This window comes from Streptomyces sp. NPDC026062 (genome assembly GCF_055568375.1).
Genome location: NZ_JBVHOQ010000016.1, coordinates 161815 through 173985, shown reverse-complemented (window position 1 = coordinate 173985; position 12171 = coordinate 161815). Strand labels below are relative to the sequence as shown.

The window sequence follows — 12171 nt, the reverse complement described above, 5'->3', positions numbered from 1 at the left end:
CGAGGCGCTGCGCGTGCCGGCCCTCGACGGGCCGTCGCTCATGCCGCTCACCGACGACCCACCGCCGTCGGCGGCCCCTCGGGTGGCGTTCCCGGTCGTGTCCGTGGGTGTGCGGGTGACGTCGTCCGGTCGGGCCGCGGCGGTGGTGGGGGCCGGGGCCGTTCCGGAAGGAGCCGGATCTGTCGTGCGGGCCGGCGCGGGGCCGGTCCGTGGCGCGCTGTTCTTCGTGGGGCCGGCCTGAGGTTCCGGGCGGGTCCTGCCGACGTCTGTCGTACGGCCGTTCGTCATGGTCGTCCCTCCCCTACGTGCCCGCGCCCCCCGAAGCGCTGTGGCGGTGCGCAGGTTATGCACGGTTCGCGCGCGATGGGCGGGAGTTGGGCCGGATGTCACCCGAACGGGGACGTACGGGGCGGGGGAGCGGGTTTCCTGGGGCGGCGTCGGCTGCGATGATCGGGGCGTCGGTTGTTAACCCACGTTAACCGGGAGGGCGTCATGGCGGAGCAGGGGCCGGAGTCGACGACGGAGCAGGTCGACGAGCGGCGGTTCGGGGAGTTCGTCGCCGTACGGCGGCACGGGCACGTCGCCGAGCTCGCCCTCGACCGGCCCAAGGCCATGAACGCGGTGTCCACCGAGATGGCCCGCTCGATCGCCGGGGCCTGCGACGCGCTCGCCGCCGACCGGGACGTACGCGTGGTGGTGCTCGCGTCCACCCATGAGCGGGCCTTCTGCGTCGGCGCCGACCTGAAGGAGCGCAATTCCTTCACCGACGCCGACCTGGTGCGGCAGCGCCCGGTGGCGCGGGCCGCGTACACGGGTGTCCTGGAGCTGCCGATGCCGACCATCGCGGCCGTGCACGGCTTCGCGCTGGGCGGCGGGTTCGAGCTGGCGCTGTCGTGCGACCTGATCGTGGCCGACCGCACGGCGGTCGTCGGGCTGCCCGAGGTGTCCGTCGGGGTGATCCCCGGCGGTGGCGGCACGCAGCTGCTGCCCCGGCGGGTCGGCGCGGCCCGCGCGGCCGAGCTCATCTTCTCGGCGCGGCGCCTGGAGGCGGCCGAGGCGCGGGAGTTGGGTCTCGTGGACGAGCTGGTGGAGGCCGGGCAGGACACGGCAAAGGCCCTCGCGCTCGCCGCGCGCATCGCCGCGAACTCCCCCGTCGGCCTGCGCGCGGCCAAGCGGGCGCTGCGGCTCGGTCACGGCCTGGACCTGCGTGCGGGCCTGGAGGTCGAGGACTCCGCATGGCGGTCGGTCGCCTTCTCGGGGGACCGGGCCGAGGGTGTGGCGGCGTTCAACGAGAAGCGTGCCCCGCAGTGGCCCGGCGAGTGAGAAGTGCCTGCCGGCGTCTGTCCGGCGGGGGCGCCCGGTAGGGCTCCCGCCGGGGTCGCCCGCCTCTTCAGGCGGCTCCCTCCGGCGCCCGGGCGGTTCGTGCCGACTGGTCTCCGGCGTCTCCCTCCGACGCTTCGGGCGGTTCGCGCCGGGCCCCTTCCGGTGGCTTCCTCCGGCGCTTTCGGGCGGTTCGCGCGGGCCGTGTCCGGTGGTTCCGGCCGGCGCCCCGGGCGGCTCCCGCCGGGCTCCCCTTCGGGTCCCTTCCGGCGGTGCCCGCCCGCTCGGACCCCTGTTCGCCGTATCAATGTCCCTAAATGCCATGTTTTTACCTAGCCTGGGGTGATGGGTGAGGACAGTCGGCTGAAGGCCGTGGTGGAGCTGGCGCAGGGGATGGCGGCGGCACACACCCCGCGCGAGTCGTGGCGGGCCGCGGCCCTCGGCGCGTGCCACGCGCTGACCGGAAGCTTCGCCGCGCTCTCCGTGTGGGAGCGCGAGCTCGGGCGGCTGAGGGTCCTCGCCAACGTGGGCGACCGGGCGGCGGACGAGGCCGAGTTCCCGGACGGGGAGTCCTATCCGGTGCACCAGTTCCCGGAGATCACCGAGTTCCTGCATGAGCGCTGGGCGGGCGGCGGTGGCCCGAACGCCTGGGTGGAGACCGCCGACGGCCCGGCGGGCGGCGGCGCCGGGTACTGCCACCAGCGCGTCGCGGCACTGCGCCGACGGGGGCGCGGCTGCTGCGTGGTCGCGCCGATCGTCCTGCACGGCCGGGCCTGGGGCGAGCTGTACGTGGCCCGCTCCGCCGGTGCCCCGGTCTTCGACCGGGCCGACGCGGACTTCGCGACCGTGCTCGCCTCCGTCGTCGCCGCCGGGATAGCGCAGACCGAACGCCTGGAGGAGGCGCGGCGGCTGGCGTTCACGGACTCCCTCACCGGGCTCGCCAACCGCCGCGCCGTCGACATGCGGCTCGACGAAGCGGTCGAGCAGTACAAGAAGGACGGCGTCGTGGTCAGCCTCGTGGTCTGCGACCTGAACGGGCTCAAGCGCGTCAACGACACCCGCGGGCACGCGGTCGGCGACCGGCTCCTCGAACGGTTCGGGTCGGTGCTGTCCCTGTGCGGGGCCATGCTTCCGGGCACCCTGGCCGCCCGCCTCGGCGGCGACGAGTTCTGTCTGCTGGCGGTGGGCCCGCCGGCGGCGGACGTGGTCCGGATCGCCGACGAACTGTGCCGCCGTGCGGCCGAGTTGGAGCTCGGCGAGGGTGTGGCGTGCGGGGTCGCCTCGACCGAGGAGGCGATCGGGCCCGTACGGTCCGCCCGCCGGCTGTTCAGGCTCGCGGACGCGGCCCAGTACCGGGCCAAGGCCGTCCGCGCGGCACGGCCCGTCGTCGCCGGGCGTGAGGGCCCCGACGACCCGGTCGTACAGCTGGCGGACGCTCCGTCGCCCACCGAGGGGGAGCGCCGCCGCTTCCGCGGACGCCACCAGCTGCGCCCCTGACCTGCCCGCCGTCGTGGACCGGGTGGCCCGGACGTCCGGAGGTCCGCTGTGACGTTCGCCGGAGTAAGGGGTCAACCCGGCACCCACTAGTGACATCAACGAATTCACTGCGTACGCTCCTGAATATGGATATGCACACTGTGGTGGTGGGGACGTCCGGGGTGACCGCGTCCGACGTTCTTGCCGTGGCGCGCGACGACGCCCGGATCGAGCTCTCCGGCGAGGCGGTGGCGGCCCTCGCCGCGGCCCGCGAGATCGTGGACGCGCTGGCGGCCAAGCCGGAGCCCGTCTACGGCGTCTCCACCGGGTTCGGCGCCCTCGCGACCCGGCACATCAGCCAGGAGCTGCGCGCCCAGCTGCAGCGCAACATCGTCCGCTCGCACGCGGCCGGGATGGGTCCGCGCGTCGAGCGCGAGGTCGTCCGCGCGCTGATGTTCCTGCGGCTCAAGACCGTCTGCTCCGGCCACACGGGCGTACGCCCCGAGGTCGCGCAGACCATGGCGGACATCCTGAACGCCGGCATCACCCCGGTCGTCCACGAGTACGGCTCGCTCGGCTGCTCCGGCGACCTGGCGCCGCTGTCCCACTGCGCGCTCACGCTGATGGGCGAGGGCGACGCGGAGGGCCCCGACGGCACCGTGCGCCCCGCCGGCGAACTCCTCGCCGAACACGGCATCACCCCCGTGGAGCTCCGCGAGAAGGAGGGGCTCGCCCTCCTGAACGGCACCGACGGCATGCTCGGCATGCTGGTCATGGCCCTCGCCGACCTGGAGGCGCTGTACAAGTCGGCCGACGTCACGGCCGCCCTCTCGCTCGAAGCGCTGCTCGGCACCGACAAGGTCCTCGCGCCCGAACTGCACGCCATCCGCCCGCACCCCGGACAGGGCGCCAGCGCCGCCAACATGCTGGCCGTGCTGAAGGGTTCGGAGCTCACCGGGCACCACCAGGACGACGCCCCGCGCGTCCAGGACGCCTACTCCGTGCGCTGCGCGCCGCAGGTCGCCGGCGCGGGCCGCGACACCCTCGCCCACGCGCGCACGGTCGCCGAGCGCGAGCTGGCCTCGGCGGTCGACAACCCGGTCGTACTGCCCGACGGCCGCGTCGAGTCGAACGGCAACTTCCACGGCGCCCCCGTCGCCTACGTGCTCGACTTCCTCGCGATCGCCGCCGCCGACCTCGGCTCCATCGCCGAGCGCCGCACCGACCGGCTCCTCGACAAGAACCGTTCGCACGGCCTGCCGCCCTTCCTCGCGGACGACGCCGGTGTCGACTCGGGCCTGATGATCGCCCAGTACACGCAGGCCGCCCTGGTGAGCGAGATGAAGCGCCTCGCCGTCCCGGCGTCCGCGGACTCCATCCCGTCCTCGGCGATGCAGGAGGACCACGTCTCCATGGGCTGGTCCGCGGCGCGCAAGCTGCGCACCGCCGTGGGCAACCTGACCCGCATCGTCGCCATCGAGCTGTACGCCGCCACGCGCGCGATCGAGCTGCGTGAAGGCCTGGCCCCGGCCCCCGCGACGCAGGCGGTCATCGACGCCGTCCGCGCGGCCGGCGTCCAGGGCCCCGGGCCGGACCGCTTCCTCGCCCCCGACCTGGAGGCGGCGGACGCGTTCGTGCGCGCGGGCGGGGTGCTGACGGCCGTGGAGCCGGTCACCGGCCCGCTCCAGTAGCGGACCCCGTGGCACGCGGAGGGGCGCCGTCCGCCGGCGCCCCTCCGCACCGGGCCGCCCTCCCCGGTGTGCTAGGGTCTCGCATTGATACGTTTTGGTACCCATTTACTTTGTGCGCCTGATCGGAATCTTCCGCAGGCGCGTTTTGTTTTACCGGCATCTCCGGCATTTTCCCGGTGCAGCTCCGGATGGGACCCTTACCTGTTCGGGAGAACAACATGGCTACAGGAACCGTGAAGTGGTTCAACTCGGAAAAGGGCTTCGGCTTCATCGAGCAGGACGGCGGCGGCCCCGACGTCTTCGCCCACTACTCCAACATCGCCAGCTCCGGCTTCCGTGAGCTGCTGGAGGGCCAGAAGGTCTCGTTCGACGTCGCGCAGGGCCAGAAGGGCCTGCAGGCGGAGAACATCGTCCCCGCCTGATCCGGGGTCGCGCTTTTCCAGAGCCGGGGCCCGCACCTTCGGGTGCGGGCCCCGGCTCGTGCTGTGAACGCCCGTCCGCGGACGGGCTCGGTGCGTGCAGTCCGTGGGGCCCAGGAAGGAAAACCAGATCCAGCATGACTCGATCCGAACGTCCCGCCCGTAAGCGGCCGACGCGCGCACGTGGCGACGTCCAGAACGGCGGCGCCGCCCACAACGGCGGTGCCACGAGGAGCGGCGGCGCCGTGAAGAACAGCGGCGCGACGTCCGACGGCCCGGCACGCGGCGGTGGTTCCGCGAGGACCGGCGGTTCCGCCAGGTCCGGCGGTCCGGCTCGGACGGGTGGTGCCGCGCGGAACGCGGGCCGCGGCGCCGGCCGTGGTGCGGGCAGGGGCGCGACCCGCCCGGTCACGCCGCCGCAGGAGTTCTCCCTGCCCGAGACCCTCACGCCCGCACTGCCCGCCGTCGACTCCTTCGACGCCCTGGACATGCCGGCCGCGCTGACGAAGACCCTCGCCGCGAACGGTGTCACCGAGCCCTTCCCGATCCAGGGCGCGACCCTGCCCAACTCCCTCGCGGGCCGTGACGTCCTCGGCCGCGGCCGCACGGGATCGGGCAAGACGCTGGCCTTCGGGCTCGCCCTGCTGGCGCGCACCGCGGGCCGCCGTGCCGAGCCGAGGGCGCCGCTCGCCCTCGTCCTGGTGCCCACCCGTGAGCTGGCCCAGCAGGTCGACGACGCGCTGACGCCGTACGCGACCTCCGTCCAGCTGCGCGTCGCCACGGCCGTCGGCGGGATGTCGATCGGCCGCCAGGCCGGTGCGCTGCGCCGCGGCGCCGAGGTGCTGGTGGCCACTCCGGGCCGCCTCAAGGACCTCATAGAGCGGGGTGACTGCGTCCTGGACCAGGTCGCGATCACCGTGCTCGACGAGGCCGACCAGATGGCCGACATGGGCTTTCTTCCGCAGGTCACGGCGCTGCTGCGGCAGGTCGAGCCGGGCGGTCAGCGGCTGCTGTTCTCGGCGACGCTCGACAAGAACATCGACCGTCTCGTGCGGATGTTCCTCACCGACCCCGTGGTGCACTCCGTCGACCCGTCGGCGGGCGCGGTGACCACCATGGAGCACCACGTGCTGCACGTGGCCGACGAGACCGACAAGAAGGCCGTCGCCATGCGGATCGCGGCGCGCGACGGCCGGGTGATCCTGTTCGTCGACACCAAGCGCGGCGCCGACCGCTTCACCAAGCGGCTGCTCGCCAACGGCGTACGGGCGTCCGCGCTGCACGGCGGGCGCAGCCAGCCGCAGCGCAACCGCACCCTCGACCAGTTCAAGAACGGCCAGGTCACCGCGCTGGTCGCCACCAACGTGGCGGCCCGCGGCATCCACATCGACGACCTCGACCTGGTCGTCAACGTGGACCCGCCCACCGATCACAAGGACTATCTGCACCGCGGCGGACGCACCGCGCGCGCGGGCGAGTCCGGCAGCGTCGTCACCCTCGTACTCCCGGAGCAGAAGCGGGAGATGACCAGGCTGATGGCCGACGCCGGCATCACCCCGCGCACCGCCCGTGTCAGGTCCGGCGACGAGGAGCTGACCCGTCTGACCGGAGCGCGCGAGCCCTCCGGCGTGCCCGTGGTCATCGAGGTGCCGCAGCCCGCCGAGCAGCCGAAGCCGCGTGCCAGGACCCGCCCCGGCACGGGACGCCGCGGCGGTTCCGGTGACGGCGGCGGACGCCGTACGCCGGCCGAGGGCGGTACGGGCTCGGCCCGCACGGACGGCGCCGGGCGCGCTCCGCGACGCCGCACGGGTCGCGGCCAGGACGCCGTGGCGCAGAGCGGCGGCGGTCGCGGGCGCGGCGGGCAGAACCGCGGTGGCGCCGGCCGTGGCGGCAGGGACGGCGGAGGCAGGGACGGCGGCGGCCGCAGGGCCGCGTAGCGCGCCCGCGGAAGCCCGTCGGCGGCTCCGGGCAGAACGGCCGGTGCCGCGCCCCGAGGAGACGTGGTGGCGGCCCGGTGCGCGACGGCTCTCGGGCCGTCCCGCCGGCCCGTCCCGGTGAGCCGCCCGGCCGGGCCGCCGCGCCGGGCGGGTGGCGCCGCACCGACCTGGGGACCCCGGCGGGCCCTGTGCCCGGACCGGTGTCAGGGGCTGCCGAAGAACCCGGGGTCGACCTTGTCGAGCTTCAGGGCGAAGTCCCGGTGGAGCTGGAGGATTTCGGCCAGCGGCACCGCGCGGCGGCTGGTCGAGTGCAGGTCGCGGCGCGCCTCGGCCGACCACAGGAACGGGACGACGGAGAGGCCCTGCGTCCCGCCCAGGAGGCCGGACTCGGCACGCCAGCCCGGCCAGCGCAGAGTGTCGTAGAACCGGTCGGTGCCCTCGCGCAGGAACCAGTCGAGCCACTCCCCGTGGCCCACTTCGAGGGCCTCCCAGCGCAGCGAGTCCGGCGCGAAGTAGACGATCTCGCCGGGGCGTCCGGGGCGGCCCGCCGCTGCCGGGTCGGCGCCGTTGACGAGGAAGACCCCGCCCAGCACGTCATGGCCGACGACGAGTCCGTTCGCGGGGCGCCAGGACGGGTCGAACCGCTCGGGGAACTCGTTGACCTCGGCGAGGCTCGGCAGGTCCGCCGACGCGCCGGGCAGTCCCGTGGAGGTGTCGGCGGCCGGGCTGCCGTAGATGCGCAGCCAGCCGCTGTCCAGCACCAGGCCGCCGCAGTTGAGCACCAGACCGCCCAGCCAGGAACGCGCGGTGACCTGGAGCTGGAGCAGGGTGGCGCGCCCCAGTGCCGGGTCCGCGGGCAGGACGTCCATGGACACCCCGCTCGCGGCGAGTGCCTCGGACAGGAGCGGCCAGGAGGGCTCCTCGACGTCGGTCAGCTCGGTCAGGTCTCGCATGGATTCCCCGTGGGTCGGTCCGGACCGGAGTACTGCGCTCAGCAGGCCATCGTGCGCTCGCGGCGCACCGAGTACGTCACGAATCCGGCGCCCAGGGCGAGGAAGAGGGTGCCGCCGACGACGTACGGCGTCGTGTCGACGCTTCCGGTGTCGGCGAGTTGGGTGTGGGCCCCGTCGGACTGCGTGTCCGAGTCCGTCGCGGTGCGCGCCTCGGGGGTCGTCGTCGCGGTGGCCGACGCCGAGACGCCCGGACTGGGTTGGTCCTGGGTCGCGTTGGCGGACGGGACGAACCACAGGGCACCCAGGAGGGTCCCGGCTGCGGTGGCGGTCAGCAACGATCGACGTGCGGCGGACACGAAATATCGATCCCCTTGTGGCGCGGGCGAATTGGCCGTGTGGGGCGATGCTAATGAAAGGCGCGGGTCGTGGGAAAGTCGCGCAACCCCTGGGCCTTACGCTCCGTCCCATGAGTACTCCTGAGACATCACAGTTTGTACGGCTTCGTGTCGAACTCGTGCTGGAGATCGACGACGCCGACGCCGTCACCAAGGCCGCGCTGCGGCGTATCGCCGGGGACACCGACATGCCCGCGGACGAGCGCGCGCACGCCGAGAACGCAGTGACGGAAGACACGGCCGAGGCCCTCGCCTATCTGGTGGACCCGTTCGACCTGGTCAGCGAGGTGCCCGGGATCGAGCTCGCGCAGGCGTCGTGGAGCAGCGAGCCCATCGAGTACGACCCCGATTCGCCCGACTGGGACCTCGACGAGGATGATGCTGACGAGGACGACGAGGAAGACACGCTCGGCTGACGCGGCTTGGGGAAACGTGACCCCGGGCGGCAACCGCCGTCCGGGGTTTCTTCGTCTCAACAGACGCACTGACCACATCGGCACCACGCGGCGCATGTCCGAACGTGGTGTGCCCCACACTTCCGAGGAGTGTGGAACGGGACGAACCGGTCGTAGCGTTGATGGTTCCTACGGGGCCATTCGAGACATTTGGTTATTCGGCGACGATGGAGAAGCGTGTGATGACGGACAGTAAGCGGCGCAGGGGCCTGATGGCCGCGTCCGCACTGCTCGGCGGTGTTCTGGTGCTCTCTGGCTGCAGTGACGGCGACGCCAAGGCCGACGGCGACGGCGGCAGCGACAGCTCGTCGCAGGCCAAGGTCGACGAGGCGGCAGCCAAGAAGACCTCAGAGGCCCAGATCAAGATCACACCCAAGGACGGCTCCGACAACGCCTCCATCAACAACGGCACCGCGGTCACGGTGAGCAAGGGAACGCTCACGTCCGTCACCATGCAGACCGCGGAGGGCACCGCGGTCGCGGGCCAGATATCCGCCGACAAGAAGAGCTGGAAGCCCACCGGGCAGCTCCAGCGGGCCACCACCTACAAGATCGCCGCCGAGGCCGCCGACTCCGAGGGCCGCACCGCCCACGAGAACACCTCGTTCACGACGGTCTCCCCGGCGAACAGCTTCATAGGTAACTTCACGCCGGAGGACGGCTCCACCGTCGGCGTCGGCATGCCGGTCTCGATCAACTTCAACAAGGCGATCACCAACAAGGCCGCCGTGCAGAAGGGGATCACCGTCTCCTCCAGCAGCGGCCAGGAGGTCGTCGGACACTGGTTCAACGCCAACCGTCTGGACTTCCGGCCCGAGAGCTACTGGACCGGCGGCTCCACCGTGACCCTGAAGCTCGCCCTCGACGGCGTCGAGGGCGCGAGCGGCGTCTACGGCGTGCAGCAGAAGACGGTCACCTTCAAGATCGGCCGCAACCAGGTCTCGATCGTCGACGCCAAGACCAAGACCATGAAGGTCACCCAGGACGGCAAGACCATCAGGACCATCCCGATCTCGGCGGGCTCCCCCGAGAACAAGACGTACCAGGGCCAGATGGTGATCTCCGAGAAGTTCAAGGAGACCCGGATGGACGGCTCGACCGTCGGCTTCACGAACGACGACGGCAAGGGCGAGTACGACATCAAGGACGTGCCGCACGCCATGCGTCTGTCGAACTCCGGCACGTTCATCCACGGCAACTACTGGGGTGCCAAGTCCATCTTCGGCGCGGTGAACACCAGCCACGGCTGTGTCGGCCTGTCCGACACCAAGGGCGCCGGCGACAAGAACACCCCTGCCGCGTGGTTCTACGACAACTCGCTCATCGGTGACGTCGTCGTCGTGAAGAACACGGGCGACAAGACCATCGCCCCGGACAACGGCCTCAACGGCTGGAACCTGAACTGGACGGCGTGGAAGGCCGGCTCGGCCGTCTGAGCCCGCTGAACCCGCCGAGGCGGGGGGGGGCCCCCCCAGGGGGGGGGCCGCGGGCGGGTAATTGTGGTTCAACAGGGGGGGCCGCCCCCGGGGGGCCCCCCACCCCGGACCGCTGTCTAGACGTTGACGCCGAAGTCCTGCGCGATCCCGCGCAGACCCGAGGCGTAGCCCTGACCGATGGCGCGGAACTTCCACTCCGCACCGTTGCGGTACAGCTCGCCGAAGACCATGGCGGTCTCCGTCGAGGCGTCCTCGCTGAGGTCGTAACGCGCGAGCTCGGTGTTGTCGGCCTGGTTGACCACGCGGATGTACGCGTTGCGCACCTGGCCGAAGCTCTGCTGGCGGGACTCGGCCTCGTAGATCGAGACCGGGAAGACGATCTTGTCGACGTCGGCCGGGACACCGGCCAGGTTCACGTTGATGACCTCGTCGTCGCCCTCGCCCTCACCGGTGAGGTTGTCACCGGTGTGCTCGACGGAACCGTCGGGGCTCTTGAGGTTGTTGAAGAAGACGAAGTTGCCGTCGTTGCCGACCTTGCCCTCGGCGTTCGTCAGCAGGGCGCTGGCGTCGAGGTCGAAGTCGCCGCCGGTGGTGGTACGAGCGTCCCAGCCCAGACCCACGATGACCGCGGTCAGGTTGGGCGCGGCCTTGGTCAGCGAGACGTTGCCGCCCTTGCTGAGGCTGACTCCCACGAGTCCTCCCATTGGTTTCTTTGGGGGCCGGCCGGTGCCGGCGCCTCCACGTCGTGTTGGCATCCGATCAACGAATGGATCCTAGTGACCGGTTCCCGGCCAAAACAGGCTTTTGGCCCGGGCCGCCGCCGGATCCACCGCATCACGGATCAGAGAGCGCCGAGCGCCTTGATGTACTCGTTCAGGTCGCGCGCGTCCGGCAGGCCGTTGACGACCGTCCAGCGCACCACGCCCTCCTTGTCGATGATGAAGGTCCCGCGCACCGCACAGCCCTTGTCCTCGTCGAACACGCCGTAGGCGCGCGAGGTCTCGCCGTGCGGCCAGAAGTCCGAGACCAGCGGGTACTCCAGACCCTCCTGCTCGGCGAAGACGCGCAGGGTGTGGATGGAGTCGTTGGAGACGGCGATCAGCTGTGTGTCGTCGTTCTCGAAGCGGGGCAGCTCGTCGCGCAGCGCGCAGAGCTCGCCCGTGCAGACGCCGGTGAAGGCGAACGGGTAGAACAGCAGCACCACGTTCTTCTCGCCGCGGAAGTCGGAGAGCTTCACGGTCCGGCCGTGGTTGTCCTTCAGCTCGAAATCCGGGGCCTTGGTGCCGACCTCGATCGCCATGAAACGCGTCCCTTCGCTACGTCGCCGGGCTGGGCTGTCCGGGTGACGCCCACCCTACGCAGAGGCGCGGGGCGGCCGTGCGGCACCCGTGGAAGGTTCCCGCGGACGGACGGAGAACGGGCGGGGAAGGCGGACGGGGAAACGGACGTGCGGCGGGACCGCGCGGGGCCCCGGTGCTCGGGCGCGGGGGGGGAATGTACGAAGGCCCCGGACGGCGTGATGCCGTCGGGGGCCTTCAGGGGCGAGTGCGGTTCAGCGCTTGGCCTTGGCCGCCTTCGGCGTGACCAGACGGCTGCCCGTCCAGTCCTTGCCCGCATTGATGCTCTTGGTCTGGGCGAGACCGGCTGTCTGGGCAGCCTCGTTGATATCGCTCGGCTCGACGTATCCGTCACGGCCGGTCTTCGGCGTCATCAGCCAGACCGTACCGCCGTCCTCGAGCAGACCAATGGCATCCACCAGCGCGTCCGTAAGGTCGCCGTCCTCGTCGCGGAACCAGAGCAGGACGACGTCTGCGACGTCGTCGTACTCCTCATCGACGAGATCCTGGCCGGTAGTGGCCTCAATGCCCTCACGGAGCTCCAGCTCGACGTCGTCGTCGTAGCCGATCTCCTGGACCACCTGTCCGGGCTCGAACCCCAGGCGTGCTGCCGGGTTGGTCCGCTCCTCCGCGTGGTCCGCGGTCGCGCTCACGGGTTGCCTCCTGATCATGTTTCGGAAAATGCTTCAGCCACGCGCGTGCGCGGGGCGTTGGCCGTAGTCCACACGGGAGCGGCGGATCGCGCAAGTACC

General features: G+C 71.8%; 13 protein-coding genes. 8 read left to right on the top strand and 5 right to left on the bottom strand.

Going from position 1 to position 12171, the window contains the following annotated elements; all coding sequences use genetic code 11:
- From ACZ4LX_RS17290 to ACZ4LX_RS17265, 6 genes are all read left to right on the top strand, one after another.
- Positions 1-241 (top strand): hypothetical protein (locus ACZ4LX_RS17290; protein WP_467721205.1); only part of this gene is annotated, 241 nt, incomplete at its 5' end.
- A 251-nt stretch (positions 242-492) separates the two neighbouring features.
- On the top strand, positions 493-1323 hold the full coding sequence (locus ACZ4LX_RS17285) for an enoyl-CoA hydratase/isomerase family protein (RefSeq protein WP_467711152.1): 831 nt from the start codon (positions 493-495) through the stop codon (positions 1321-1323).
- Positions 1324-1665: 342 nt separating this feature from the next.
- A complete protein-coding gene (locus ACZ4LX_RS17280; protein WP_467711153.1) occupies positions 1666-2817 on the top strand; it encodes a GGDEF domain-containing protein in 1152 nt (383 codons plus the stop codon).
- Between the two features lie 131 nt (positions 2818-2948).
- Positions 2949-4487: a histidine ammonia-lyase gene (gene hutH / locus ACZ4LX_RS17275; protein WP_467711277.1), complete on the top strand. Its 1539-nt coding sequence runs from the start codon at positions 2949-2951 to the stop codon at positions 4485-4487.
- Positions 4488-4705: 218 nt separating this feature from the next.
- Positions 4706-4909, top strand: coding sequence for a cold-shock protein (locus ACZ4LX_RS17270; RefSeq protein ID WP_168510673.1), 204 nt, complete (start codon positions 4706-4708; stop codon positions 4907-4909).
- 134 nt (positions 4910-5043) lie between these two features.
- Entirely contained in the window at positions 5044-6843 is a 1800-nt protein-coding gene (locus ACZ4LX_RS17265) for a DEAD/DEAH box helicase (protein ID WP_467711155.1), read from the top strand.
- Positions 6844-7046: 203 nt separating this feature from the next.
- On the opposite strand, the gene ACZ4LX_RS17260 is transcribed toward ACZ4LX_RS17265, so the two are convergent.
- Complete coding sequence (locus tag ACZ4LX_RS17260) at positions 7047-7796, bottom strand: DUF2625 family protein (RefSeq protein WP_467711156.1); 750 nt, start codon at positions 7794-7796, stop codon at positions 7047-7049.
- A 38-nt stretch (positions 7797-7834) separates the two neighbouring features.
- Complete coding sequence (locus ACZ4LX_RS17255; protein WP_467711157.1) at positions 7835-8152, bottom strand: hypothetical protein; 318 nt, start codon at positions 8150-8152, stop codon at positions 7835-7837.
- A 110-nt stretch (positions 8153-8262) separates the two neighbouring features.
- Between ACZ4LX_RS17255 and ACZ4LX_RS17250 the strand changes: the two genes are divergently transcribed.
- Complete coding sequence (locus ACZ4LX_RS17250; RefSeq protein WP_095936253.1) at positions 8263-8607, top strand: hypothetical protein; 345 nt, start codon at positions 8263-8265, stop codon at positions 8605-8607.
- 206 nt (positions 8608-8813) lie between these two features.
- Positions 8814-10082 (top strand): L,D-transpeptidase, encoded by a 1269-nt coding sequence (locus ACZ4LX_RS17245; RefSeq protein WP_467711158.1) that lies wholly within the window; start codon positions 8814-8816, stop codon positions 10080-10082.
- A gap of 116 nt (positions 10083-10198) precedes the next feature.
- Here ACZ4LX_RS17245 and ACZ4LX_RS17240 read toward each other — a convergent pair whose 3' ends face one another.
- The 3 genes from ACZ4LX_RS17240 to ACZ4LX_RS17230 all read right to left on the bottom strand — a co-directional run bounded on the left by ACZ4LX_RS17240 (position 10199) and on the right by ACZ4LX_RS17230 (position 12072).
- On the bottom strand, positions 10199-10774 hold the full coding sequence (locus ACZ4LX_RS17240; protein WP_467641913.1) for a TerD family protein: 576 nt from the start codon (positions 10772-10774) through the stop codon (positions 10199-10201).
- A gap of 149 nt (positions 10775-10923) precedes the next feature.
- Positions 10924-11382 (bottom strand): peroxiredoxin, encoded by a 459-nt coding sequence (locus tag ACZ4LX_RS17235; RefSeq protein ID WP_467641916.1) that lies wholly within the window; start codon positions 11380-11382, stop codon positions 10924-10926.
- 252 nt (positions 11383-11634) lie between these two features.
- Positions 11635-12072, bottom strand: a complete 438-nt coding sequence (locus ACZ4LX_RS17230) for a DUF3052 domain-containing protein (protein ID WP_467641919.1) — start codon at positions 12070-12072, stop codon at positions 11635-11637.
- Positions 12073-12171 lie beyond the last annotated feature (99 nt).

Excerpts from the sequence above, each read along its gene's own strand:
- ACZ4LX_RS17285 (WP_467711152.1), top strand. The coding sequence starts at position 493 with ATGGCGGAGCAGGGGCCGGAGTCGACGACGGAGCAGGTCGACGAGCGG.
- ACZ4LX_RS17280 (WP_467711153.1), top strand. The coding sequence starts at position 1,666 with ATGGGTGAGGACAGTCGGCTGAAGGCCGTGGTGGAGCTGGCGCAGGGG.
- hutH (WP_467711277.1), top strand. The coding sequence starts at position 2,949 with ATGCACACTGTGGTGGTGGGGACGTCCGGGGTGACCGCGTCCGACGTT.
- ACZ4LX_RS17270 (WP_168510673.1), top strand. The coding sequence starts at position 4,706 with ATGGCTACAGGAACCGTGAAGTGGTTCAACTCGGAAAAGGGCTTCGGC.
- ACZ4LX_RS17265 (WP_467711155.1), top strand. The coding sequence starts at position 5,044 with ATGACTCGATCCGAACGTCCCGCCCGTAAGCGGCCGACGCGCGCACGT.
- ACZ4LX_RS17260 (WP_467711156.1), bottom strand. The coding sequence starts at position 7,796 with ATGCGAGACCTGACCGAGCTGACCGACGTCGAGGAGCCCTCCTGGCCG.
- ACZ4LX_RS17250 (WP_095936253.1), top strand. The coding sequence starts at position 8,263 with ATGAGTACTCCTGAGACATCACAGTTTGTACGGCTTCGTGTCGAACTC.
- ACZ4LX_RS17245 (WP_467711158.1), top strand. The coding sequence starts at position 8,814 with ATGGAGAAGCGTGTGATGACGGACAGTAAGCGGCGCAGGGGCCTGATG.
- ACZ4LX_RS17235 (WP_467641916.1), bottom strand. The coding sequence starts at position 11,382 with ATGGCGATCGAGGTCGGCACCAAGGCCCCGGATTTCGAGCTGAAGGAC.